Here is a 24218-nt window from a genome sequence, read left to right as displayed (position 1 = left end):
CGGGTATTCCTATTCGGCCATCTTGGCGGAAGCCATCAATTCGGCCTGGTCGAGCTTTTCCAGCAGATCGAGAAAGCGGTCGGGAATAGCTTCCTCCTGCGCGGCGGCATAGAGCGACCGCAGCCTGACGCCGATCTGATTGTTCGGATCCAGTATGTCGCTCGCCCGCAACTCCAGCTGGCGCTCGTCCGGTGCTTCTGTCTTTGCTGTCGTCATCAACTGATCACTTCTTGCCTGTTGTCTCGGGATGAAAGGCAAAGTCTGCTGTGAAAGATAAATGGAACGTATATCCAATCGATCAAGCCGGTTCTTTCAAACCCTTGATGCAATAGATCCATTCCGCTCACATGGGTCAAAACGCGACGCCCTTCATTTGTCGGCTAGGATAATGCGGCGCTGCAAAAAAAGTTCCTTCCATCAGGAACTTTTTTATCAAGACCGCGTTTTCAGATCATTGCAGCTATTCATGGCCTGTAGACGGGAGTTTTTAATGACACTTTCCACTCGAATTGCGCCGCACCTTCCTTATCTGCGTCGCTATTCCCGCGCGCTTACCGGCACTCAGACTTCTGGCGATGCTTACGTCGCCGCCGTCCTGGAAGCGATCATCGCCGATCTCTCCATATTCCCGGATACCGCGAATGACCGCGTCGCACTCTACAAACTGTTCACGCAACTGTTTGGTTCCACTGCGGTCGAGATTCCCGAACCATCCTCTCCCTATGCCTGGGAACAGCGCGCGACGCTGAACCTCTCGAAGGTTTCGCCCCTTGCCCGGCAGGCTTTCCTGCTCGCCTCCGTCGAGAATTTTCGTGTCTCCGAGATCGCCGACATCCTCGAAATCAGCGATGACGAAACCATGGAGCTCCTCGACAAGGCTTCGCACGAGATCTCGCGCCAGGTGGCCACCGATATCATGATCATCGAGGACGAACCGCTGATCGCCATGGATATCGAGCAGATGGTCGAGAGCCTCGGCCACCGCGTTACCGGCATCGCCCGCACCCATACGGAAGCCGTCGCACTCTATAACAAGACCAAACCAAGCATGGTTCTGGCCGATATCCAGCTTGCCGACGGCAGCTCGGGCATCGATGCCGTCAACGATATCCTGAAGACATCGAGTGTGCCCGTCATCTTCATCACCGCCTTCCCCGAGAGATTGCTGACCGGGGAGCGGCCGGAGCCCACCTTCCTGGTGACCAAGCCCTTCAACCCCGACATGGTCAAGGCTCTGATCAGTCAGGCGCTTTTCTTCAATGAAACGACCCGTGTGGCGGCCTGAAACATGAATTTCAGCCGCGCCGGAACCATTCCGGTAGCGATGCGTTCCGGCTCTGCCGGAGCGTATTGGCGGCTTTAACGGTTTTTGCAGCGCTTGCTTTTAGAATGACCGGCAGTTTTGTCGGGAGGGGTAACATCCCTCCGTATCTTCGAAGGGACTGAGGAAAGGCGGCCGAGTGAATACGACTGGACCACTGTCCGGAACGCCTTTCACCACCGAAGGCAAGGCGGCCATTATGGAGCGCGCGCTCGCCAGCGCCGCTATCTCTATCCTGTATCAGGATGCGGGCCTTGCAATAATCTATGCCGAAAACCTTCTCCCCTATTTCCAGAAGCGTTTTGTCGCCGGTGGTGATGACGGTTCGCTGTTTGGCGAAGCACACGGCAAATCCCTTGCCGCGATGAAGCGGATGGTGCTTGAGACCGGCGCCTCCAGCAATGCCGAGGTCGATGTTGCAATCGACGGCGAAGTCAGGACATTCGAACTGAACGTTCAACGCACCGGCGCGCACGGCAATTACGGCCTGCTCTCCGTCATCTCGGAGATTACCGAAAGCCGGCATCGCGAAAAGGTGCTGAAATCGCTGCTGCGCGAGCTTTCCCACCGCTCCAAGAACCTGCTTGCCATCATCCAGGGCATCGCCACGCAGACCGCGCGCAACACCATTTCTCTCGATGCTTTCCTGATGAAATTCCGCGGCCGTCTTCAGTCGCTCTCCAACTCGCAGGATCTGATCACCGATTCCAGCTGGCGCGGTGCCTTTCTGTTCGAGCTCGCCGGAAAGCAGTTCGCCCCCTACTGGCCGGAAACATCAGGCTCCATGCCGATCTTTGGCATCAACGCCCATCTGACACCAAACGCCGCCGTGCATGTCGGTCTGGCGCTACATGAACTGATCGTCAATTCCGCCTCCTATGGCGCAATCGCCAGCGGGGCGACATCGGTCACGCTGAATTGCCGGGAGGCAAAGATTGCCGGCCGCCGGGCAATCGAGCTCACCTGGGTGGAAGTGCTTCCAAACAGCGCCGACGTACACGAATTCAGCGAAAACAGCTTCGGCCGCACGGTGCTGGAGCGTGTCGTGCCCTCCTCCGTCAACGGCAAGGCCGAATTGACGCTCGTACCCGGCCGCATTGAATATCACCTGACCGTTCCGGAAACGGAATTTGAAATCCTGAAACGCACTTGAGACGTTTTACCGCTGCACGTTTTGCCGGAATGCCTGCTTGCTGAAATTGTTGGGACCTAGACGGAAAAACAGCCGGTGCGAGGGCGGCGCACCGGCTGTCTCCACTCACCGGGAGGGGACCGTGAGTTCGTCCGAATGATGGGTTGGGGGCGCGCATGTTGGGTCGATGCGGTCATCATCCGGATATCGCATTAACTACGCTCATTAACTTTGGTTCCCCCGGTTCGAAAAAAATTTGGCCTTTTGTCAATTTTTTCTCGGACACCCGAACTGGGTTGCCACTCAGATCCACCCAATCGGAAGGCAGAGCCTGCCTAAAGAATTATCATGACAAACAAAATCAATTACTTACATGACGCAGACTAAAGAAAATTGCCAAAATTTTACCGTTTGATAAATTTTTAAACCTGAGTTACAATTCCCTCACTAGTCGTTACCAATAAAGAGGGAACTTCAATGGAACGCCTGGAAACTGGGATTCGTGCTGGCCGGCTTTTGTCCGCCGAGTACGAGGCTAATTTTTCCGATCTTCATCCGCGCCTCGACAACCACGAAGCGCTGGTCGCCGCCGACCGCTGTTATTTCTGCTATGACGCGCCGTGCATGACGGCCTGTCCCACCTCCATCGATATTCCGCTCTTCATCCGCCAGATTTCGACCGGCAATCCGATCGGCTCAGCGAAGACGATCTTCGACCAGAACATCCTTGGCGGCATGTGCGCCCGCGTCTGTCCCACCGAAGAGCTCTGCGAACAGGCCTGCGTGCGCAACACGGCCGAAGAGCGCCCTGTCGAGATCGGCCGCCTGCAGCGCTATGCGACGGATGCGGCAATGGCCGCCGACAAGCAGTTCTATCGGCGTGCGGAACCGACCGGCAAGAAGATCGCCGTCGTCGGCGCCGGTCCCGCCGGCCTTGCGGCAGCCCACCGCCTCGCCGTCAAAGGCCATGATGTGGTGATCTACGACACCAAGCCGAAATCCGGCGGCCTCAACGAATATGGCATCGCCACCTACAAGACGGTCGATGACTTCGCGCAGAAAGAGGTCGATTACGTCCTTTCGATCGGCGGCATCGAAGTGAAGCACGACCAGCAGCTCGGCCGCGATTTCTCGCTCTCCGATTTGCAGGGCCAGTACGATGCCGTCTTCCTCGGCCTCGGCCTTGCCGGCGTCAACGCATTGCGCGTCGACAATGAAAACCTGCCTGGTGTCGATGATGCAGTCGATTTCATTGCCGCCCTGCGCCAGGCCGGCGACAAGGGCGAGATCGCCATTGGCCGCCGTGTCGTCGTTCTCGGCGGCGGCATGACGGCAATCGATGCCGCCGTGCAGGCAAAGCTTCTCGGCGCCGAGGAAGTGACGATCTGCTACCGCCGCGGCAAGGAACATATGAACGCCTCAGAATTCGAGCAGGATCTCGCGACATCAAAGGGCGTCATCATTCGCCACTGGCTAGCGCCGAAATCCATCCTCTCGCAGGATGGCAAGGTGGCGGCAATCGAGGTGGAATATACCGCCATCATCGATGGCCGCCTTTCGGGCACCGGTGAGACCGGCGTGATCGCCACCGACCAGATCTTCAAGGCAATCGGCCAGACATTCGAGACCTCAGGTCTCGGCGCGCTGCGGATGGAATCCGGCCGCATCGCAGTTGATGCTGAAGGCCGCACATCGGTTGATGGCGTCTGGGCCGGCGGCGACTGCGTCTTCGGCGGTGAAGACCTTACCGTATCTGCCGTCGCCCATGGCCGTGATGCGGCCGAATCCATTCACCGCACCCTGTCCGCCGCAGCCGCTCCGGCTGTTGCCGTCGCCTGAAGGGGAGAATGAACAATGGCTGATCTCCGCAATAATTTCGTCGGCATCAAGTCCCCGAACCCCTTCTGGCTCGCTTCTGCACCGCCAACCGACAAGGCCTACAATGTCGAGCGCGCCTTCAAGGCCGGCTGGGGCGGCGTCGTCTGGAAGACGCTAGGTGAAGAAGGCCCGCCTGTCGTCAACGTCAATGGTCCGCGCTACGGCGCGATCTGGGGTGCCGACCGTCGCCTGCTCGGCCTGAACAATATCGAGCTCATCACCGACCGCGACCTGCAGACCAACCTGCGCGAAATGAAGCAGGTCAAGATGAATTGGCCCGACCGGGCGCTCATCGCCTCGATCATGGTGCCCTGCGAGGAACAGGCCTGGAAGGCGATCCTGCCGCTGGTGGAAGAAACCGAAGCAGACGGTATCGAACTGAACTTCGGCTGTCCGCACGGCATGTCCGAGCGCGGCATGGGCTCGGCCGTTGGACAGGTGCCAGAATATATCGAAATGGTCGTGCGCTGGTGCAAGCAATACACGCGCATGCCCGTCATCACCAAGCTGACGCCCAACATCACCGATATCCGCCGCCCTGCCCGCGCCGCCAAGGCCGGCGGCACGGACGCCGTCTCGCTGATCAACACGATCAACTCGATCGTCTCGGTCGATCTCGACAATTTCGCGCCAAACCCGACCGTTGGGGGCAAGGGCAGTCACGGCGGCTATTGCGGCCCTGCGGTGAAACCGATCGCGCTCAACATGGTCGCCGAAATCGCTCGCGACCCGGAAACCTACGGCCTGCCGATCTCGGGCATCGGCGGCATCACCACCTGGCGGGACGCTGCCGAATTCCTCGTCCTCGGCGCCGGCAACGTCCAGGTCTGCACGGCGGCCATGACCTACGGCTTCAAGATCGTGCAGGAAATGATCACGGGCCTTTCCGACTGGATGGACGAAAAGGGCCACAAGACCCTCGACGACATCACCGGCCGCGCCGTGCCCAACGTCACCGACTGGCAGTACCTCAACCTCAACTACATCGCCAAGGCCAAGATCGATCAGGACGCCTGCATCAAATGCGGCCGCTGCTACATCGCCTGCGAGGACACCTCGCACCAGGCAATCACCAACTTCGTCGACGGCGTTCGCCATTTCGAGGTGATGGACGAGGAATGTGTCGGCTGCAATCTCTGCGTCAGCGTCTGCCCGGTCGAAAACTGCATCACCATGGAGCAGCTTCCCGCCGGCGCCCTCGATAAGCGCACCGGTAAAGTGGTCGATCCGAACTACGCCAACTGGACGACCCATCCGAACAACCCGATGGCGCGCCAGGCTGCGGAGTAAGCGCTCCGAAAGCCCGATGAAAAAGCCGCCCATCCACGGCGGCTTTTTCTTTATCTGTCAGCCTTCAAAGCCCGAATGACTTCCTATAGGCGCTAGGGCTCGTGCCGAGCCTATTGCGGAAATGATGGCGCATCGTCGCCAAGGTGCCGAAGCCGCTGGCGATGGCGATATCGTCGAGCGACACCGCAAGCTCCTTCTCCAGAAGGTCGCGAGCATGCCGCAACCGCTCCTTCAGCAGCCACTCACCGACACTGTCGCCCGTCGTTGCCTCGAAGCGACGCTGGAAGGTGCGCATGCTCATGCCGGCCTTGCCGGCAAGCAGGCTGATCGGCTGCTCCTCGGAAAGCTTCTCGCGCATCCATTCGATCAGCGGGCCAAGGCGAATGCCCTCTCGCTCTTCCGGCACGGGAGCCGCAATGAACTGTGCCTGCCCGCCCTCGCGATGCGGCGGAACCACGAGACGTCGCGCCACGCTGTTCGCGGCATCCGGACCGAAATCGCCGCGTACCACATGCAGGCAGAGATCGATGCCGGCCGCACTGCCCGCTGCCGTCAGGATGCTGCCTTCGTCCATGTAAAGCACGTCGGCATCGAGCGCGATGTCGGGGTAGCGCGCAGCAATCGAGGCGACATAGCGCCAATGGGTCGTCGCCCGCCGCCCGGCCAGCAGGCCGGCCGCGGCAAGCACGGCCACGCCGGAGCAAAGCGACATCACGCGTGCTCCCCGCTCATGGGCTGCCTTCAAAGCGGCGATCAGAGGCTCCGGCACCGGCGCATCGATCGCCCGCCATCCCGGCGCGATGATCAGATCCGCCTCGTCGAGCAGCTCAAGCCCTTGGTCGACCGCGACCGTCAGCCCGCCGGCGGCCCTCAGCGGACCCGGCTCTATGCCGGCGACGGAAAAGCGATACCAGCGCTCGCCCATCTCCGGCCGCGACAGGCCGAAGACCTCATAGGCGATACCGAATTCGAAGGTGCAGAGCCCGTCATAGGCGAGCGCCACAACATGCGGTCCCTGCGTCCGGTGTAGATCCGATTTTGGCATGATCTTTACGCTGTCAGTCACGATGGCCAATTTCGCCAATCCGTAGCATCGGCGATGATCTGCGGCAACAGCAAAGCAAGAAAGGAAAAGATCATGCCAAGCCCCGTTTCCGAAATCCCTACAGCTTCCCCCGAAACCGCCGCCGAACATTTCGCCCGCAAGCTCGCCTTCGAGACTGACTGCTCGGATGTGCACGCCGCCTTCGCCTCCGGCAAGGTCGATTTCGTACTGCTCGACGTCCGCTCGCCACAGCTCTTCGCCCACTCACATGTTCCGGGTGCCCTCAACCTGCCGCATGGCAAGATGACTGCGCACCGCATGTCCGAATGGCCTGATGATACGCTGTTCGTGGTCTATTGCGCCGGCCCGCATTGCAACGGCGCAGATAAGGCCGCACTGCGTCTCTCCCGGCTCGGTCTCTCCGTAAAGCTGATGATTGGCGGCCTGACCGGATGGGCAGACGAAGGTCTTGCCTTTGAAGGCGGAGCAAGCGCTGCCGCCTGATCTCTGCTCCCTTCTCTCCGTCGGGGAGAAGGGAATTTCATCCTTTGCCAGCTATGTTTTCCAGACCGCAATCAATATGCGGCCGCGTAGCATCCGCTATGATAGGCGGATCCAGAGAAACTGGATTGCCAATCACGCCGAAATCTATGTTTTTCTACATGTTTCGCTGGAAATAAGCGGATGCTGCCGTATATCGCTAGTATCGTCGGCCCCGTCCCGGCAGCATCCTATGCGACATTACTTGGAACACGGTCAGCATGTCACTTCGTAGTGCCCTTCGCGCACAAACAGCAGATTGTCATGCCGAGGTGGACGCCCTCTTCGGCAACTTCAACCTCTCCGACATCAACGATTATAGAGCTTTCTTGCGTTCCCATGCCCGCGCTGTTCCTTCGGTCGAAGCCGCACTGGAGCAGTCCGGTATTACCCGGCTGTTGCCGGACTGGCCGGAACGGCGGCGCACGTCACTTCTTCTTGCCGACATAGCCGAACTCGGCGATTCCGCCACGTCGCCTCTTCCGCAGCCTGAGCTTCACAATGAGGCCTCACTCTGGGGGGCGGTTTACGTGCTGGAAGGCTCCAAACTCGGTGGCGCCATGCTGGCAAAGGCAGTACCGGCTCATCTGCCGAGCCGCTACCTCAGTCCGCAAGGGCCGAAAGGCTCCATGCGAGCCTTCATGGAACGTCTCGATACCAGTGGCATTGACGATATCGCAGGCGCAGTTGCGGCTGCGCGCGATGTCTTCTGTCTCTTCCTGAGGGCTGCGCAGCTCGAACTGGAAGCTGCTTGATGAACCAGATCACAGCCCCCGTCGATCTCACCAATTGCGACCGTGAACCGATCCATCACCTCGGCTCCGTCCAGCCTTTCGGCTTCCTGCTGGCCGTCTCCTTGGACTGGATCGTCACCCGCGCGTCGGCAAATCTTTCGGAATTTCTGGGCATAACGCATACCGAAGCCGTCGGTCGGCCCATTTTGTCGTTCATTGCCCCTGAAGCGCTCCATGCGCTCCGCAACAAGCTTGCCACGCTCCGCGGCCCCGATATCGTTGAGCGCATTTTCGGCATTGCGCTCATTGCCGGCGAGGCGCGCTTTGACGTCGCGGTGCATGTCAGCAACGGCCAGATCATCATCGAGGGGGAGGCTTTTGACGAGGGCAAATCCAACGCGCCGTCGCTCTCCATGCGCAGCATGATGTCCCGTCTCGACCATACCGAAACCCTGGAGACTTTTTTTCGCGAAGGCGCGCGCCAGGCCCGCGCCCTGACCGGCTTCGACCGGGTCATGGTCTACCGCTTCGACGACAGCGGCTCTGGCGAGGTCGTGGCCGAAGCCGCCCGGCCGGGCATCGGCTCGTTCCTCGGCCTGCATTACCCCGCGTCCGATATTCCCGCTCAAGCCCGCGCACTCTATCTGCGCAATCTCTTCCGCATTATCGCCGATATCAATGCGACACCGGTGCCGATCCTGCCCGAACTTGACGAACATGGCCGCCCGCTCGATCTCTCCATGTCCGTGCTGCGTTCGGTTTCGCCGATCCACATCGAATATCTGAAGAATATGGGTGTCGGCGCCTCGCTCTCCATTTCCATCGTCGTCGATGGCAAGCTCTGGGGCCTCTTTGCATGCCACCACTACGGCGCCCGACTGCCCTCGGCCGAAAGCCGCTCGACGGCCGAACTCTTCGGCCAGATGTTCGCCTCCCGTCTCGAAAGCCGCGAACGGCGTCTGGCGCTCGACTACGAGACCAAGGCACGCCGCATCGCCGACCGGCTCCTCACTTCCGTTGCCGACAATGCCAGCCTGCTCGATGATCCGACGTGGCTGATCGACGCCCTGGCAGACGTCATTCCAGCCGACGGTATCGGCGTCTGGATCAACGGGCGGCTGACGATTGCCGGCCTCGGCCCGGATGAAAAGAGCTTTGCCGCCCTCGTCCGACACCTCAATCGTAATGCAGCCGGCCGGGTTTATGCGGTGGATCGGCTTGCAGAAACCTATCCCGATCTCGAAATCGATGATGCCGTCGCGGGCATGCTCGCCATTCCGATCTCCCGTTCACCGCGTGACTACGTCGTGCTGTTTCGCCAGGAGATCGTGCGCACCGTCCGTTGGGCCGGCGATCCGCATAAGCCGATCGAATATGGCCCGAACGGACCGCGCCTGACCCCGCGCAAGAGTTTTGAAGCCTGGTCCGAGCTGGTGCGGGGCCGCTCGCTACCCTTTACCGAAGCAGAGCGGCGCGTTGCGGAAACCGTCCGCGTCACGCTCATCGAAGTCGTGTTGCGCCTGACCGACGAAGCAAGCATGGCACGCCAGCTCGCCAACGAGCGGCAGGAACTGCTGATTGCCGAGCTGAACCATCGCGTCCGCAATATTCTCGGCCTTATCGGCGGGTTGATCCGGCAATCGCAATCATCAGCCATCGGCCTGCCGGATTACGTCCGGCAGCTCGATGGCCGCGTTCAGTCCCTCTCCAGAGCCCACGACCAGATCACCCGTGATCACTGGGCGCCGGCTTCGTTGCGGCAGCTGCTGCTGGCGGAAGCCGGCGCCTATCTCGGCAAAAATGTCCAGCGTATCCGGATGATCGGGGACGATGTACTGCTGGAACCGCAAGCCTTTTCGACCACGGCTCTGGTCTTCCATGAACTGGTGACGAACAGTGCCAAATATGGAAGCCTGTCCGGATCGGGCTTTGTCGAACTCGGCTGGGAGCGGGATGAAGAAGGCAATCTCCATATCCGCTGGCGCGAAAAGGATGGCCCGCCAGTCGTTGAACCGACGCGTCACGGCTTCGGCTCCACGATCATCCGTCGCTCGATCCCCTACGATCTCGGCGGCAAGGCCGAGGTCCGCTATATCGAGCATGGGCTGGAGGCCGATTTCTGCATCCCCGGCAAGCATGTCAATGCGGTGCCCGCCGCAAGCGAAGGTTCGATTCCTGCTCCGCTGGAAATTGCCGAACGCACCCGGACGGCCGCCGCAAATAACCAACCGCTTGCCGGCCTGAATGTGCTGCTTGTCGAAAATAACCTCATCATCGCCATGGACGGCGAAGACATACTGCGTCGTCTGGGTGCGGAAGTCGCAACCGCACCTAGCGTTGCCGATGCGATGGAATACCTTGCCGGCCAATCCTTCGATCTTGCACTTCTCGACGTCAATCTCGGCGACGAAACCAGTTTTGCCATTGCCGACCGTTTGGCTGCCAACAACGTACCCTTTGTTTTTGCGACCGGTTACGGCGAAGGAATAGCACAGGCCCACAGCCATTCGGATGCGCCGGTTCTGCAGAAGCCCTACACGATAGAGGGGATGACGGACTTGCTCGCACGCATACCGATTCCGGCAAGGCCCTGAAGCAAAGCACGCAGCGGTTTTGCGCCCGATCAGGCACCCGAATGATCCGGTAGCAGACCATTGATGAAAAGCTGCTCCAGGAACCGCGCTGCATCCTCGAAACGCCCGTCGCCGGAATGCTCTTCGCCGAGCACGGCGCGAACCTGGACGTCGAAATCGGCATAGTGCTGCGTCGTCGACCAGATGGAAAAGATCAGATGGTAGGGGTCGCAGCGGGCGATCTTGCCGCTTTTGATCCAGGTGCGGATCACGGCCGCCTTTTCGTCGACCAGCTCTTTCAGCGGTCCTTTCAGCATGTCGAGAACGTGCGGCGCGCCTTGCAACATCTCGTTGGCGAATAGCCGGCTCTCGCGGGGGAAATCGCGCGCCATCTCCAGCTTGCGGCGGATATAGCTGCGGATCTCCGCTTCCGGATCGCCTTCCGCATCGAAGGCCCTCAGAGGCTCCAGCCAGTTATAGAGCACCCGGTCGATCAGCGCCCGGTGCATGGCTTCCTTGGTGCGGAAATAATAGAGCAAGTTCGGCTTCGACATGCCGGCCACTTCGGCGATCTGGTCGATGGTCGAGCCGCGGAAGCCGCTGACCGAAAACACATCCAGAGCCGCTTCCAGGATCTGCTCTTCCTTCTCCTCCTGGATGCGTGTCCGCCGAAGTGTCTTCGCCGCTCTCGGTATGGCCATTCGCTCTTTTCCCCTTGAAATTCAACTCCTTCGCTCAAGATTTGAAGAACGGCCCCTCCTGCCGCTTTATCAGGCAACTGCCTGCATTTTTGTCTATATTTTTCGTGATTTTCGTCTTGAGCGCAGCGATGGAAGTTGTAATGTTTACCAATCGGTCAAATTATCCGCCAGATAAAAAACAAAGGCAACTGGCGATTTTCCGGCGCGGACAGAACAAGAAGCGGCAGCGGAATTTGACCACGGGAACAAGGCGGGCATGCACCTCGCATGACTGCCGCAAAACAGGTGAGGATTTTCAGTATGGTGGCAGCGCCAGGCGAAAACATGCGCGTCAATGGGGACCGTCTCTGGGACAGTCTCATGGACATGGCAAAGATCGGCCCGGGAATTGCCGGCGGCAATAACCGCCAGACGCTGACGGATTCGGATGCCGAAGGCCGCAGCCTTTTCCGGAAGTGGTGCGAAGACGCCGGCCTGACCCTCGGCGTCGACAAGATGGGCACGATGTTCGCGACCCGCGCCGGCACCGATCCCGATGCGCTTCCCGTCTATGTCGGCTCGCACCTCGATACCCAGCCGACCGGCGGCAAGTATGATGGCGTGCTCGGCGTGCTCGGCGCCCTCGAAGTCGTCAGAACCATGAACGACCTCGGCATCAAGACCAAGCACCCCATTGTCGTCACCAACTGGACCAACGAGGAAGGCGCCCGCTTCGCGCCTGCCATGCTGGCCTCCGGCGTCTTCGCCGGTGCGCACAGCCTGGACTTCGCCTACAATCGCAAGGATCCCGAAGGCAATCTCTTCGGTGACGAGCTGAAGCGCATCGGCTGGGTCGGCGACGAGGAAGTCGGCGCCCGCAAGATGCACGCCTATTTCGAATATCACATCGAGCAGGGCCCGATCCTCGAAGCCGAAAACAAGCAGATCGGCGTCGTTACCCACTGTCAGGGCCTGTGGTGGCTGGAATTCACGCTGACCGGCAAGGAAGCCCATACCGGCTCAACTCCGATGAACATGCGCGTCAATGCCGGCCTTGCGATGTCGCGCATTCTGGAAATGGTCCAGGGTGTCGCCATGGGCGAACAGCCAGGCGCCGTCGGCGGCGTCGGCCAGGTCTTCTTCTCGCCGAATTCCCGCAACGTGCTGCCGGGCAAGGTCGTCTTCACCGTCGACATCCGCTCGCCCGACAAGGCCAAGCTCGACCGCATGCGGGCAAAGATCGAGGCCGAAGCGCCGAAGATCTGCGATACACTGGGCGTCAGCTGTTCCATCGAGGCGATTGGCCATTTCGAACCCGTCACCTTCGACGAGAAACTCGTCACCTCGGTCCGCTCCGCCGCCGACCGCCTCGGCTACAGCCACATGAACATCATCTCCGGCGCCGGCCATGACGCCTGCTGGGCCGCCAAGGTCGCCCCTGCCACCATGGTCATGTGCCCCTGCGTCGGTGGTCTCTCGCACAACGAAGCGGAAGACATTTCCAAGGAATGGGCAACGGCGGGCGCCGATGTGCTGTTCCATGCGGTGGTCGAGACGGCGGAGATAGTGTCGTGATCACGGATCCGGACGCAGATCTGGACAGCATGAGCCACGCTGATCTGTTATCGGCGGCACGAGCCATGCGCCACGCGATCCGCATTCACCGCGATACGTCGGGCCATGAACTCTGTTGGCATCATCCCAATCTGTGGGCGCTTCTGCCTGATATGCCGGCCGGCGGTCAGATCGTGCCCGATTGGCCTCAATTTATGCGCGGCTGCATCCGCTACCGCCAGTCATTGGATAACCAGCTTGCGCAGGCACCGCGCAGCGACAGGGAGTTCGGAGAATGAGCACAGTCATCAAGAACGGCACCATCGTCACCGCCGACCTCACCTATAAGGCGGATGTGAAGATCGACGGCGGCAAGATCGTCGAGATCGGCCAGAACCTCTCCGGCAACGAGGTGCTGGATGCCACAGGCTGTTACATCATGCCTGGTGGCATCGATCCGCACACCCATCTCGAAATGCCCTTCATGGGCACCTATTCCTCCGACGATTTCGAAAGCGGCACGCGTGCTGCCCTTTCCGGCGGCACGACCATGGTCGTCGATTTCGCCCTTCCCTCGCCCGGCCAGTCGCTGCTCGAGGCGCTGACCATGTGGGACAACAAGTCCACGCGTGCCAATTGCGACTATTCCTTCCACATGGCAATCACCTGGTGGGGCGAGCAGGTCTTCAACGAAATGAAGACGATCGTTGAGGACAAGGGCATCAACACCTTCAAGCACTTCATGGCCTATAAGGGCGCGCTGATGGTGAATGACGACGAGATGTTCGCCTCCTTCCAGCGTTGCGCCGAGCTTGGCGCTCTGCCGCTCGTCCATGCCGAAAACGGCGATGTCGTCGCCTCCCTTTCCGCCAAGCTGCTGTCGGAAGGCAATAACGGCCCCGAGGCGCATGCCTATTCGCGCCCGGCTGAAGTCGAGGGCGAGGCCACCAACCGCGCCATCATGATCGCCGACATGGCCGGCTGCCCTGTTTATATCGTTCACACTTCCTGCGAACAGGCGCATGAAGCGATCCGCCGCGCCCGCCAAAAGGGCATCCGCGCCTATGGCGAGCCGCTGATCCAGCACCTGACCCTCGACGAGTCAGAATATTTCGACAAGGACTGGGATCATGCCGCCCGCCGCGTCATGTCCCCGCCCTTCCGCAATAAGCAGCATCAGGACAGCCTTTGGGCGGGCCTCGCCTCCGGTTCGCTGCAGGTGGTGGCGACCGACCATTGCGCCTTCACCACGGCGCAAAAGCGCTTCGGCGTCGGCGACTTCACCAAGATCCCGAACGGCACCGGCGGCCTCGAAGACCGGATGCCGATGCTCTGGACTTACGGCGTCAATACCGGCCGCCTGACGATGAACGAGTTCGTCGCCGTCACCTCCACCAACATTGCCAAGATCCTCAACATCTACCCGAAGAAGGGCGCGATCCTCGTCGGCGCCGATGCCGATCTCGTCGTCTGGGATCCGAAGCGCTCCAAGACCATTACGTCGAAGAGCCAGCAGTCGGCGATCGATTACAACGTCTTCGAAGGCAAGGAAGTAACCGGCCTGCCGCGCTATACCCTGACACGTGGCATCGTGGCGATCGAGGAAGGGACTGTCAAAACCCGCTCCGGCCATGGCGAATTCGTCAAGCGCGAGCCGGTCACCGCCGTTAGCAAGGCGCTGTCGACCTGGAAGGAGATCACCGCTCCCCGCAAGGTCGAACGCACGGGCATCCCGGCGAGCGGGGTGTGACACACATGCGCGGCCATCTGCTTCTGACGATCGTTTCCCTGGCCGCGCTTTCCACCGCGGCGAATGCCGACACGCTGCCCATCAAGGGCAGCTACGGCAACAAGGATGGCTGCGCCTACGCCAAGAGCGGCGAAAGCACAGGTTCCGACAACTTCTTTCTGCTGACTTCCGAGGGCATCACCACGGCGGCCTCTTACTGCGAAATCAAGAAAGTCCTGAAGACCGAAGGCAAGGACTTCACCGCCACGGTCGCTTGCCAGGCGGAGGGCGAAGAGAGCAGCAACGACGACACCGTCAAGATCACATCAGGGCCTAAAGGCTATACGATCGGGTTCGTGGCTGATGCCGCAATCAAGTGGGGGCCGCTGCCGCTATGCGAATAGCCTCACGCCGGCACCAGCGCATCCAGCTCGGGCAGCAGGATCACGCTTTCCTGCTCGTTCGGATCGGTGCGGGCAATGATCGCCGTGCAGGGCGTGCCGCTGAGGTTTGCCGGAAGATGCGGCACACCGGCCGGAATGTAGAAAAGTTCGCCGGCGCGCACGATCACATGGTTCTCCAGTCTGTCGCCATACCAGGTATGCGCCTCACCGGAGAGCATGTAGATCGCCGTCTCATGCGCCTCATGCAGATGCGCCTTGGCGCGCACGCCGGGCGGGATCGTCAGAAGATGCATGCAGATGCCCTTCGCGCCCACGGTCTCGGCCGCAATACCCTCGAAATAGCTGAGCCCCTGCTTGCCGTCATAGGTGTGGTTAGGGCGAACAATGTGGCAGGTGGGCTTTGATTTTGCGTCCATCCTCATCCTCCAAGGACTGTGCTGTCGGTAAGACCGGCGGCAATGATATCATGGAAAATCGCGCCGGCGCGGCGAAAACAAGACTGGTTTATTGATGCAAGCACCCTCCGTCGTATCCGCCAAGGATCTCTGTCTCAGCTACCAGACGAATGACGGCGCGGTGCACGCGCTTGCTGATGTCAATCTCGATATCCGCAGGGGCGAGTTTGTCTCCTTCATCGGCCCTTCCGGCTGCGGCAAGACGACTTTCCTGCGCGTCATCGCCGATCTCGAGCGCAAGACCTCCGGCGACATCGCCATCAACGGCATGACACCGGATGAGGCCCGCAAGGCCCGCGCCTATGGCTACGTCTTCCAGGCGCCGGCACTTTATCCGTGGCGCACAATCGAGAAGAACATCGCCCTGCCACTGGAGATCATGGGTTATTCGAAACCGGAACAGAAGAAGCGTATTGATGGGGCGCTCGACCTCGTCGAACTCTCCGGCTTCGAGAAGAAATTTCCCTGGCAGCTCTCAGGCGGCATGCAGCAGCGTGCCTCGATCGCCCGCGCGCTCGCCTTCGACGCCGATCTGCTCTTGATGGACGAACCCTTCGGCGCCCTCGATGAAATCGTCCGCGATCACCTGAATGCGGCGCTTCTGAAACTGTGGTCGCGCACCAACAAGACGATCTGCTTCGTCACCCATTCCATTCCGGAAGCCGTCTACCTCTCCACCAAGATCGTCGTCATGTCGCCACGCCCCGGCCGCGTGACTGATATCATCGACTCGACACTGCCGAAGGAACGACCGCTCGACATCCGCGAGACACCGGAATTCCTGGAAATCGCCCACCGCGTCCGCGAAGGGCTGAGGGCGGGGCACAGTTATGAGTAAGCGCATACGCGGAATTTCGAGGGAGGCCGCATGAAACCCGACACCCTCAAGGACAAGATCATCCCCGTCCTCACGATCCTGCTGGTGCTGATCGCCGTCTGGTATGTCGCCGCGGTCTTCCTCAACGCGCCGTTCCAGCGCGATATGGACACGCGCAATAACGTCACCTCAACGACGACGGAATTCATCGGCAGGACACTCTCCCAGCCTAAGCCCATCCTGCCGGCGCCGCATCAGGTGGCGCAGAACGTCTTCGAAAACACCTTCCTGCGAAAGCTCTCCAGCAATCGCAGCCTCGTCTACCACGCAGGCGTCACCCTCTCTTCCACCGCGCTCGGCTTTGCGCTCGGTACACTGCTCGGTATCGTGATCGCCGTCGGCATCATCCATATCAAGGCGCTCGATCGCAGCCTGATGCCGTGGATCATCGCATCCCAAACCGTGCCGATCCTGGCAATCGCACCGATGGTCATCGTCGTGCTCGGCTCGATCAATATTACCGGCCTCATCCCGAAGGCGCTGATCTCCACCTACCTCTCCTTCTTCCCGGTCACGGTCGGCATGGTGAAGGGGCTGCGCTCGCCCGAGGTCATGCATCTCGATCTGATGCGCACCTATAATGCCACGGCCGCACAAACCTTTTGGAAGCTGCGCGTGCCCGCCTCCATCCCCTTCCTCTTCACCTCGATGAAGGTGGCGATCGCCGCAAGCCTCGTCGGCGCTATCGTCGGCGAGCTGCCGACCGGCGCCGTCGCCGGTATCGGCTCCAAGCTGCTTGCCGGCTCCTATTACAGCCAGACGATCGATATCTGGGCAGCGCTGGTCGCCGGCTCGGTCCTTGCCGCAATCCTTGTCGCGATCGTTGGCCTCGTCGCGAAGATCGTTGACCGCGCCATGGGCGGGAGGCCGGCATGAAGCAAGTCGTGCTTTCCTGGCAGGGCCTGATCGCCCTCCTCTGCGTGGCAGGCGCAATGGTCATGTTGCCTGTCTTTGGGGCCGGTGCCACACAGCCTCCATCCGCAGGAACTGTCATCCTGATCGCTCTGCTTGCGATCGTCGCGGCACTGATCTCCTTCACACCCCTATCCACATCGCTTGTCGCAACCGCCCTCTTCGTGGGCGCTCACGGGGCGGCATGGCTGCTGCTCGGTACGCTTTCGGGCAATGAAGGCTTCGCCGGCACCTCCTTCTTCCTGCTGCTGGCCGCCTGCTGGCTGCTTGCCTGGCGCTGCGTCACCGAGCTTTCGGAACTCAAGCCGACAACACCGTCCGGCCAGTGGCTGCTAAGGCTGCTAATCCCGGCAATCTTCGGCGCCTGGATCCTCATCATCTGGGAAACGATCACGCGCGGCGCCGGTGTCCCTTTCGTGCTGCTGCCGCCGCCGTCCGCGATCGGCGCACGCATCATAGGCTCCCTGCCGATTCTCGGCGAAGATATCAGGCAGACGATCTTCAAGGCCGTTCTGATCGGTTACGCCATCGGCTGCGTCAGCGGCTTCGTCGTCGCCATCCTCGCCGACCGTTTCGCCTTTCTGCGCCGCGGCCTGCTGCCGATCGGCAATTTAGTTTCGGCCCTGCCGATGATCGGCGTGGCACCAATCATGGTCATGTGGTTCGGCTTCGACTGGCCGTCGAAGGCTGCCGTCGTCATCATCATGACCTTCTTCCCGATGCTGGTGAACACCGTTGCGGGGCTTGCCGCCTCCGGCAACATGGAGCGCGACCTGATGCGCACCTATGCATCGAACTACTGGCAGACGCTGGTCAAGCTCAGGCTTCCCGCCGCAATGCCCTTCATTTTCAATGCACTGAAGATCAACTCGACGCTGGCTCTGATTGGTGCCATCGTTGCGGAATTCTTCGGAACGCCGATCGTCGGCATGGGCTTCCGCATCTCCACGGAGATCGGCCGCATGAATGTCGACATGGTCTGGGCCGAGATCGCCGTCGCGGCGCTTGCAGGCTCGATCTTCTATGGTGTCGTCGCCCTTGCCGAGAGGGCGGTGACGTTCTGGCATCCGTCTATCCGTGGTGGTTAGACGTGCCCCGGCCCCGCACTAGGGCCTGGGCATAACTTCAGAGGGAACAAGAAAATGAAAAAATTAATGGTTGCAATGATGGCGAGCGCTATGTCGCTTGCCGCCGCCCACGCGATGGCGGCCGACAAGGTGGCGCTCCAGTTGAAGTGGGTCACCCAGTCGCAATTCGCCGGCTACTACGTCGCCAAGGACAAGGGCTACTATGAAGAAGAAGGCCTCGACGTCGATATCAAGCCAGGCGGCCCCGATATCGCTCCCGAGCAGGTGATCGCCGGCGGCGGCGCCGATGTGATCGTCGACTGGATGGGTGGTGCGCTGGTTGCTCGCGAAAAGGGCGTTCCGCTGGTCAACATCGCCCAGCCCTATCAAAAGTCGGGCATGGAAATGATCTGCCGCAAGGACGGCCCGGTCAAGACCGAAGCCGATTTCAAGGGCCACACACTTGGCGTCTGGTTCTTCGGCAACGAATATCCCTTCTTCGCCTGGATGAGCAAGCTCGGCCTCAAGACCGACGGCGGCCCTGATGGTGTGACGGTACTCAAGCAGAGCTTCGACGTTCAGCCGCTGTTGCAGAAGCAGGCCGATTGCATCTCCGTCATGACCTATAACGAATACTGGCAGGCGATCGATGCCGGCCTGAAGCCGGAAGATCTCACCGTCTTCAACTACACCGCCATGGGCAACGACCTCTTGGAAGACGGCCTCTATGCTTCGGAAGAAAAGCTGAAGGATCCGGCCTTCAAGGAAAAGATGGTCAAGTTCGTCCGCGCCTCCATGAAGGGCTGGAAATACGCCATGGAGAACCCGGATGAAGCAGCCGGGATTGTCGTCGACGCCGGCGGCCAGGACGAAAACCACCAGAAGCGCATGATGGGCGAAGTCGCCAAGCTGATCGGTGACGGCACCGGCAAACTCGACACCACGCTCTATGATCGTACGGCGAAGGCCCTGCTCGACCAGAAGATCATCAACAAGGAGCCATCGGGCGCCTGGACCCACGACATCACTGACGCTGCCGCCAAGTAACGGCATAGCGATACCAAAATGCAACGCGCGCGGGAGAATCTCCCGCGCGTTTCTATTTTTTGCACTCAATGAAAAAAATCGCCTTGCAACTGTCGCATTTATCAGGCGTCAAACGTCAAGCATATGAGAGCCGATCAATCATCGTCATGTTCACATAACCCTGAGGTGATTGATGAGCCCCGCAATGGTAATTAATATTATCTCATGGGGAATTATTTTCTGCCAGGCTTGCACGTGGAGCAAATCGATACCACGTTCTAGCTGGATTTGCCGGAGAGGGATGACGCGTTCCGGCAGATGAGATGCGGGTAAATACCTCTGAGATTTGGAAGACGGCATTTGCCCGGTTCGCGAGTTGCATGACGACGCGCGAGTCCGGCTGATCCTGTCAAAAGATTGGACGAAGACGCATGGCACGCAAGCCGCACGCATTACTACGCGCCTCCACTTTTCTTGTTGCTGCATTTGCGGCCTCGGCTGTATTTGCGCAGGAACCCAAGGCCACCCAGCCGCAGGCCCAAGCTCTGCAGAACCTGCCGGCAATCGTTGTCACCAAGGCCGTAAACCGCACCCTCGTCGACCGTGTCATCGGCACGGGAACGGTCAAGCCCGTCGAGGAAGTCTATATCCAGCCGCAGGTCGAAGGCCTCTCCATCCGCACCCTGAAGGCCGATGTCGGCGACAAGGTTCAGGCGGAAAGCACGCTGGCGACGCTGAACGATGACGCTCTGGTCTTGACGAAGAGCCAGATGATGGCGACGAAAGCCAAGGGCGAGGCAAGCCTTGCCCAGCTACGCGCCCAGCTCGTCGAGGCTCAGGCCAATGCCGAGCAGGCAAGGCAGCAGCAGGTCCGCGCCCAGGAAATGGTCAAGAAGGGTACGGTTTCGACCGCCCAGGTCGAGCAGGCCGATGCAACTGCCGCCGCCGCCAATGCCCGCGTCTCCTCCGCCGAGCAGGCGATCGAGGTCGCCGAAGCCGATCTCAAGGTCTTCGACAGCCAGATCGCCGACGCGGACCTGAAACTGGCGCGCACCGATGTGAAGACACCGGTCGCGGGCATCATTTCGGCCAAGAACGCCAAGGTCGGCGCTATTGCCGCCGGCAACGGCGATCCGCTATTCACCGTCATCCGCGACGGCGACGTCGAACTTGTCGCCGAAGTCGCCGAAAGCGACATCGTCAGGATCATGGCCGGCCAGAAGGCGACGATTTCGCTTTCCGGCAGCCGCGAGAAGCTTTCCGGCGCCGTGCGCCTGGTGTCGCCGACCGTCGATCCGGTCACCCGCCTCGGCCTCGTCCATATCTCTATCGACGATGACAGCAAGGCGCGTTCCGGCATGTATGGCAGCGCCGAGATCATCGTTCGCGAGACGGAGGGCGTATCGCTTCCCCTGACGGCAGTGCTCACCAGCAACGAAGGCTCCTCCGCCCGCAGGGTCGAGGATGGCGTGGTGAAATACGCCAAGGTCGAGACCGGCATCCAGGACGGTGCCTATGTCGAGATCGTCAATGGATTGAAGACCGGCGACGAGGTCGTGGCCAAGGCGGGCGCTTATGTCCGCGACGGTGACCATATCACTCCGGTGCGTGAACAGCCTCCGGCTTCCAACTAAAGAGACCATCCGATGAATTTTTCAGCCTGGTCCATTCGAAATCCCATCGCGCCGCTCCTGGCCTTCTGCCTGCTGGTGTTCATCGGCATGCAGTCCTTCAATTCGCTGCCGATCACGCGCTTTCCAAACATCGACGTGCCGCTCGTTTCGATCAGCGTGACACAGAGCGGCGCCTCGCCGGCCGAACTCGAAATGCAGGTGACGAAGGAGATCGAAGATGCGGTCGCCTCCATCACCGGCATCGACGAGATCCAGTCGACGGTGACCGACGGCAGCTCGCAGACCAACGTCATGTTCCGTATGGAAGTGCCGACCGAACAGGCCGTGCAGGACACCAAGGACGCGATCGACCGTATCCGCAGCGATCTGCCGGCAAACATCGAAGAACCGATTGTCTCCAAGGTCGATGTTGAAGGCCAGGCGATCCAGACTTTCGCCGTATCCTCGCCAGACCTGTCGCTGGAGGAACTCTCCTGGTTCGTTGACGACACGATCAAGCGTTCACTGCAGGGCCAGTCCGGCATCGGCCGCGTCGACCGCTACGGTGGCGCAGAGCGCGAAGTGCGCATCGAACTCACCCCCGGCAAGCTCGATGCATATGGCATCACTGCGGCGAGCGTGAATCAGCAGCTGCGCGGCACCAATGTCGATCTCGGCTCCGGCCGCGGCCAGGTGGCCGGCAGCGAGCAGGCGATCCGCGTTCTCGGCGATGCCCGCAACGTCGCCGAGCTTGCCGACACGACGATTGCTCTGCCGAACGGTCGCTTCGTCAAGCTGTCCGATCTCGGTGTCATCAAGGACACCTACGAGGAGCCGAAATCCTTCTCGCGCTTCAATGATACGCCTGTCGTTACCTTCGGCGTCTTCCGCTCGAAGGGCGCCAGCGAAGTCAGCGTCGCCGAAACCGTGGCGCAGAGCCTCGAGAAGGTGCGGGGCGAAAACCCGAACGTAAAGATCGAGCTGATCGACGATTCGGTCTATTTCACCTACGGCAACTACGAAGCCGCCATCCATACGCTGCTCGAAGGTGCTCTCCTCGCCATCATCGTCGTCCTTCTGTTTCTCAGGAACTGGCGTGCGACCCTGATCTCGGCAATCGCGCTACCGCTCTCCGCCATCCCGACCTTCTGGGTCATGGACATGATGGGCTTCTCGCTGAACCTTGTCAGCTTCCTCGCTTTGACGCTTGCGACCGGTATTCTCGTTGACGATGCGATCGTCGAAATCGAAAACATCGCCCGCCATATCAAGATGGGCAAGACACCCTATCGGGCGGCGATCGAGGCGGCTGATGAAATCGGCCTTGCCGTCATCGCCACCACCTTCACCATCATCGCGGTCTTCGTGCCGGTTTCCTTCATGCCGGGGATTCCGGGCCAGTACTTCATCCAGTTCGGCCTGACCGTCGCCTTCTCCGTCTTCTTCTCGCTGATGGTGGCGCGCCTCATCACCCCGATGATGGCCGCCTATTTGATGCGTGCCGAAGACGGCATGGAAGACCATCACGACAATGACGGCCTGCTGATGAAGGGCTATACGCGCCTGGTGCGGGGCACGACCGGGCACTGGTACACGCGTTACGCGACGCTGCTTGCGGCGATCGGTTTCCTGATCGGTTCTGTCTTCCTGCTGATGCAGGTTCCCGGCAGCTTCCTGCCGCCGGAAGACGCCTCGCGCATCGTTCTCTCCGTCGAACTGCCGCCCAATGCCCGGCTCGACGACACCGAGAAGACGACCGATGCGATCTATGACAGGGTCAAGGACATCAACGGCGTCGAAAGCGTCTTCGTTCTCGGCGGCGCATCGCCGAAGGGCGATCTCGAACTGCGCCGTGCGACGATCACGCTTGCGCTCCACAAGCTCGACCAGTCGCTGGTCAAGAAGGTGGTCAATGATGTGCTCGGCCATATTCCCGTCATCGGCCCGATGCTGCCGAAGGTGGAAGTCCACGGCCGCGAACGTCCGCAATGGGATATCGAAAAGGAAGTCTTCGCCAAGCTGCGCGACATTCCCGACGTCCACATCCTCAAGCTCAACGACCGCGGCGAACGCGACCTGTCCTTCAACTTCCTCTCCAAGAACGAGAAGGACCTGAATGATGCGGTCGGCATTCTGGAATCCAAGCTGCGTGCCGATCCGCTGCTGGCGAATGTCAGCGCCGACGGCGCCCTGCCCCGTCCGGAATTGCAGGTCTACCCGCGCAAGGACGAAGCCGCCCGCCTCGGCATCACGCCGCAGCAGATCTCCGAGACGATCCGTGTCGCCACCATCGGCGATGTGGACGCAGCCCTTGCCAAGATCTCGCTCGACGATCGCCAGATCCCGATCCGGGTTCAGGCAGCACTCGACATGCGCCGTGATCTCGCGGCCATCCGGGCATTGAAGATCCAGACCGCCAGCGGCGGTACCGTTCCGCTCGCAAGCGTCGCCAATATCGATTATTCGGAAGGCGTAAGCTCGATCAAGCGCAACAACCGCTACCGCGTCGTCTCGATCGGCTCCGACCTGCCACAGGGCGTGGCGCTCGACACGGCTTCGGCCCGCTTCCGCCAGATCGTCAACGACGCAAAGATCCCGGCCACCGTGCACCTTGCCGAAAGCGGCGATACCAAGGTGCAGACGGAGATGCAGCAGAGCTTCGTCAACGCCATGCTGATGGGCCTCCTGCTGGTGCTGACGGTGCTGATCCTGCTCTTCAAGGACGTAATCCAGCCCTTCACCATCCTGTTCTCCCTGCCGCTCGCCATCGGCGGCGTGGCGGCGGGCCTGATCGTCACCAGCAATCCGCTGTCGATGCCGGTCATGATCGGCATTCTGATGCTGATGGGTATCGTCACCAAGAACGCCATCCTGCTCGTCGATTTCGCGATCGAGATGCGCCACCAGGGCATGGCTCGTGTCGAGGCCATGGTTGAAGCCGGCCGCAAGCGCGCACGGCCGATCATCATGACCTCGATCGCCATGTCGGCCGGCATGCTGCCTTCCGCGCTCGGCGTCGGCGAAGGCGGTTCATTCCGCGCGCCGATGGCGATCGCGGTGATCGGCGGCATTATCGTCTCGACGGTGCTCTCGCTCGTCGTCGTGCCCTCCTTCTTCCTGATCATGGACGATCTTTCCCGCCTGCTCGGCTGGATCTTCGGCCGCTTGGTCGGCAAGAAGGACAAGGAGGATCTGCCGATGTCGAGCGAAGATCTCACCCGCGTCACCCGCGAGAACCGCAGCGACATCGACTCGCTGGAGGAACGCCTGACCGCGATCGAAAGACCGGAAAGCAAGCGCAAGGTTGGCAACGACACCAACGTGCTGCGCCTGCCGCCCTTCGCGGCCGAATAAGCCTGACGCCATGAAGGAAAAGGCCGGCCATCGA

The 24218-nt window shown here is 60.6% G+C and carries 21 protein-coding genes; 17 read left to right on the top strand and 4 right to left on the bottom strand.

The window, feature by feature from the left end; genetic code table 11:
• Positions 1-9: 9 nt before the first annotated feature.
• On the bottom strand, positions 10-216 hold the full coding sequence (locus ACR9ZQ_RS07450) for a NepR family anti-sigma factor (RefSeq protein WP_007815242.1): 207 nt from the start codon (positions 214-216) through the stop codon (positions 10-12).
• A 274-nt stretch (positions 217-490) separates the two neighbouring features.
• Here ACR9ZQ_RS07450 and ACR9ZQ_RS07445 point away from each other — a divergent pair, with 274 nt between their 5' ends.
• The 4 genes from ACR9ZQ_RS07445 to preA all read left to right on the top strand — a co-directional run bounded on the left by ACR9ZQ_RS07445 (position 491) and on the right by preA (position 5621).
• A complete protein-coding gene (locus ACR9ZQ_RS07445) occupies positions 491-1285 on the top strand; it encodes a response regulator (RefSeq protein ID WP_113185377.1) in 795 nt (264 codons plus the stop codon).
• A gap of 193 nt (positions 1286-1478) precedes the next feature.
• Positions 1479-2474, top strand: coding sequence for a sensor histidine kinase (locus ACR9ZQ_RS07440; RefSeq protein WP_310386173.1), 996 nt, complete (start codon positions 1479-1481; stop codon positions 2472-2474).
• Positions 2475-2930: 456 nt separating this feature from the next.
• A complete protein-coding gene (locus ACR9ZQ_RS07435; RefSeq protein WP_481427438.1) occupies positions 2931-4292 on the top strand; it encodes an NAD(P)-dependent oxidoreductase in 1362 nt (453 codons plus the stop codon).
• A 15-nt stretch (positions 4293-4307) separates the two neighbouring features.
• Complete coding sequence (preA, locus tag ACR9ZQ_RS07430) at positions 4308-5621, top strand: NAD-dependent dihydropyrimidine dehydrogenase subunit PreA (protein ID WP_310385609.1); 1314 nt, start codon at positions 4308-4310, stop codon at positions 5619-5621.
• 64 nt (positions 5622-5685) lie between these two features.
• Here the strand turns inward: preA and ftrA are convergent, their stop codons facing one another.
• Complete coding sequence (gene ftrA / locus ACR9ZQ_RS07425; protein WP_481429280.1) at positions 5686-6687, bottom strand: transcriptional regulator FtrA; 1002 nt, start codon at positions 6685-6687, stop codon at positions 5686-5688.
• Between the two features lie 72 nt (positions 6688-6759).
• Between ftrA and ACR9ZQ_RS07420 the strand changes: the two genes are divergently transcribed.
• The 3 genes from ACR9ZQ_RS07420 to ACR9ZQ_RS07410 all read left to right on the top strand — a co-directional run bounded on the left by ACR9ZQ_RS07420 (position 6760) and on the right by ACR9ZQ_RS07410 (position 10534).
• Positions 6760-7170: a rhodanese-like domain-containing protein gene (locus tag ACR9ZQ_RS07420; RefSeq protein ID WP_310385611.1), complete on the top strand. Its 411-nt coding sequence runs from the start codon at positions 6760-6762 to the stop codon at positions 7168-7170.
• Positions 7171-7427: 257 nt separating this feature from the next.
• A complete protein-coding gene (locus ACR9ZQ_RS07415; RefSeq protein WP_481427437.1) occupies positions 7428-7961 on the top strand; it encodes a biliverdin-producing heme oxygenase in 534 nt (177 codons plus the stop codon).
• Positions 7961-10534, top strand: a complete 2574-nt coding sequence (locus ACR9ZQ_RS07410) for an HWE histidine kinase domain-containing protein (protein ID WP_481427436.1) — start codon at positions 7961-7963, stop codon at positions 10532-10534. The genes ACR9ZQ_RS07415 and ACR9ZQ_RS07410 overlap by 1 nt, the downstream gene beginning before the upstream one ends.
• Positions 10535-10563: 29 nt before the next feature.
• On the opposite strand, the gene ACR9ZQ_RS07405 is transcribed toward ACR9ZQ_RS07410, so the two are convergent.
• Positions 10564-11214, bottom strand: a complete 651-nt coding sequence (locus tag ACR9ZQ_RS07405) for a TetR family transcriptional regulator C-terminal domain-containing protein (RefSeq protein ID WP_481427435.1) — start codon at positions 11212-11214, stop codon at positions 10564-10566.
• 300 nt (positions 11215-11514) lie between these two features.
• Here ACR9ZQ_RS07405 and ACR9ZQ_RS07400 point away from each other — a divergent pair, with 300 nt between their 5' ends.
• The 4 genes from ACR9ZQ_RS07400 to ACR9ZQ_RS07385 are packed head-to-tail and all read left to right on the top strand — an operon-like array spanning position 11515 to position 14880.
• Entirely contained in the window at positions 11515-12768 is a 1254-nt protein-coding gene (locus ACR9ZQ_RS07400) for a Zn-dependent hydrolase (protein ID WP_481427434.1), read from the top strand.
• Complete coding sequence (locus ACR9ZQ_RS07395) at positions 12765-13046, top strand: hypothetical protein (protein WP_481427433.1); 282 nt, start codon at positions 12765-12767, stop codon at positions 13044-13046. The genes ACR9ZQ_RS07400 and ACR9ZQ_RS07395 overlap by 4 nt, the downstream gene beginning before the upstream one ends.
• Complete coding sequence (gene hydA, locus ACR9ZQ_RS07390) at positions 13043-14497, top strand: dihydropyrimidinase (protein WP_481427432.1); 1455 nt, start codon at positions 13043-13045, stop codon at positions 14495-14497. Before ACR9ZQ_RS07395 ends, hydA begins: the two co-directional genes overlap by 4 nt.
• Positions 14498-14502: 5 nt before the next feature.
• Complete coding sequence (locus ACR9ZQ_RS07385; protein WP_481427431.1) at positions 14503-14880, top strand: hypothetical protein; 378 nt, start codon at positions 14503-14505, stop codon at positions 14878-14880.
• Positions 14881-14882: 2 nt separating this feature from the next.
• Here the strand turns inward: ACR9ZQ_RS07385 and ACR9ZQ_RS07380 are convergent, their stop codons facing one another.
• Entirely contained in the window at positions 14883-15296 is a 414-nt protein-coding gene (locus ACR9ZQ_RS07380; protein ID WP_481427430.1) for a cupin domain-containing protein, read from the bottom strand.
• A gap of 94 nt (positions 15297-15390) precedes the next feature.
• Here ACR9ZQ_RS07380 and ACR9ZQ_RS07375 point away from each other — a divergent pair, with 94 nt between their 5' ends.
• The 6 genes from ACR9ZQ_RS07375 to ACR9ZQ_RS07350 all read left to right on the top strand — a co-directional run bounded on the left by ACR9ZQ_RS07375 (position 15391) and on the right by ACR9ZQ_RS07350 (position 24184).
• Complete coding sequence (locus tag ACR9ZQ_RS07375; protein ID WP_113321661.1) at positions 15391-16173, top strand: ABC transporter ATP-binding protein; 783 nt, start codon at positions 15391-15393, stop codon at positions 16171-16173.
• A 30-nt stretch (positions 16174-16203) separates the two neighbouring features.
• Positions 16204-17088: an ABC transporter permease gene (locus tag ACR9ZQ_RS07370; RefSeq protein ID WP_481427429.1), complete on the top strand. Its 885-nt coding sequence runs from the start codon at positions 16204-16206 to the stop codon at positions 17086-17088.
• Positions 17085-18212: an ABC transporter permease gene (locus ACR9ZQ_RS07365; RefSeq protein WP_310385628.1), complete on the top strand. Its 1128-nt coding sequence runs from the start codon at positions 17085-17087 to the stop codon at positions 18210-18212. Before ACR9ZQ_RS07370 ends, ACR9ZQ_RS07365 begins: the two co-directional genes overlap by 4 nt.
• A gap of 54 nt (positions 18213-18266) precedes the next feature.
• Positions 18267-19238, top strand: a complete 972-nt coding sequence (locus ACR9ZQ_RS07360; RefSeq protein WP_113321658.1) for an ABC transporter substrate-binding protein — start codon at positions 18267-18269, stop codon at positions 19236-19238.
• 410 nt (positions 19239-19648) lie between these two features.
• Positions 19649-20851, top strand: a complete 1203-nt coding sequence (locus ACR9ZQ_RS07355) for an efflux RND transporter periplasmic adaptor subunit (protein ID WP_310385630.1) — start codon at positions 19649-19651, stop codon at positions 20849-20851.
• 12 nt (positions 20852-20863) lie between these two features.
• A complete protein-coding gene (locus ACR9ZQ_RS07350; protein WP_481427428.1) occupies positions 20864-24184 on the top strand; it encodes an efflux RND transporter permease subunit in 3321 nt (1106 codons plus the stop codon).
• Positions 24185-24218 lie beyond the last annotated feature (34 nt).

The organism is Rhizobium sp. KNZ14-9A, assembly GCF_056755015.1.
The sequence above is the reverse complement of the archived record's forward strand: the minus strand, read 5'-3'. Positions and strand labels throughout refer to the sequence as shown.

Excerpts from the sequence above, each read along its gene's own strand:
- ACR9ZQ_RS07450 (WP_007815242.1), bottom strand. The coding sequence starts at position 216 with ATGACGACAGCAAAGACAGAAGCACCGGACGAGCGCCAGCTGGAGTTG.
- ACR9ZQ_RS07445 (WP_113185377.1), top strand. The coding sequence starts at position 491 with ATGACACTTTCCACTCGAATTGCGCCGCACCTTCCTTATCTGCGTCGC.
- ACR9ZQ_RS07435 (WP_481427438.1), top strand. The coding sequence starts at position 2,931 with ATGGAACGCCTGGAAACTGGGATTCGTGCTGGCCGGCTTTTGTCCGCC.
- preA (WP_310385609.1), top strand. The coding sequence starts at position 4,308 with ATGGCTGATCTCCGCAATAATTTCGTCGGCATCAAGTCCCCGAACCCC.
- ACR9ZQ_RS07420 (WP_310385611.1), top strand. The coding sequence starts at position 6,760 with ATGCCAAGCCCCGTTTCCGAAATCCCTACAGCTTCCCCCGAAACCGCC.
- ACR9ZQ_RS07415 (WP_481427437.1), top strand. The coding sequence starts at position 7,428 with ATGTCACTTCGTAGTGCCCTTCGCGCACAAACAGCAGATTGTCATGCC.
- ACR9ZQ_RS07410 (WP_481427436.1), top strand. The coding sequence starts at position 7,961 with ATGAACCAGATCACAGCCCCCGTCGATCTCACCAATTGCGACCGTGAA.
- ACR9ZQ_RS07405 (WP_481427435.1), bottom strand. The coding sequence starts at position 11,214 with ATGGCCATACCGAGAGCGGCGAAGACACTTCGGCGGACACGCATCCAG.
- ACR9ZQ_RS07400 (WP_481427434.1), top strand. The coding sequence starts at position 11,515 with ATGGTGGCAGCGCCAGGCGAAAACATGCGCGTCAATGGGGACCGTCTC.
- hydA (WP_481427432.1), top strand. The coding sequence starts at position 13,043 with ATGAGCACAGTCATCAAGAACGGCACCATCGTCACCGCCGACCTCACC.
- ACR9ZQ_RS07385 (WP_481427431.1), top strand. The coding sequence starts at position 14,503 with ATGCGCGGCCATCTGCTTCTGACGATCGTTTCCCTGGCCGCGCTTTCC.
- ACR9ZQ_RS07380 (WP_481427430.1), bottom strand. The coding sequence starts at position 15,296 with ATGGACGCAAAATCAAAGCCCACCTGCCACATTGTTCGCCCTAACCAC.
- ACR9ZQ_RS07375 (WP_113321661.1), top strand. The coding sequence starts at position 15,391 with ATGCAAGCACCCTCCGTCGTATCCGCCAAGGATCTCTGTCTCAGCTAC.
- ACR9ZQ_RS07370 (WP_481427429.1), top strand. The coding sequence starts at position 16,204 with ATGAAACCCGACACCCTCAAGGACAAGATCATCCCCGTCCTCACGATC.
- ACR9ZQ_RS07365 (WP_310385628.1), top strand. The coding sequence starts at position 17,085 with ATGAAGCAAGTCGTGCTTTCCTGGCAGGGCCTGATCGCCCTCCTCTGC.
- ACR9ZQ_RS07360 (WP_113321658.1), top strand. The coding sequence starts at position 18,267 with ATGAAAAAATTAATGGTTGCAATGATGGCGAGCGCTATGTCGCTTGCC.
- ACR9ZQ_RS07355 (WP_310385630.1), top strand. The coding sequence starts at position 19,649 with ATGGCACGCAAGCCGCACGCATTACTACGCGCCTCCACTTTTCTTGTT.
- ACR9ZQ_RS07350 (WP_481427428.1), top strand. The coding sequence starts at position 20,864 with ATGAATTTTTCAGCCTGGTCCATTCGAAATCCCATCGCGCCGCTCCTG.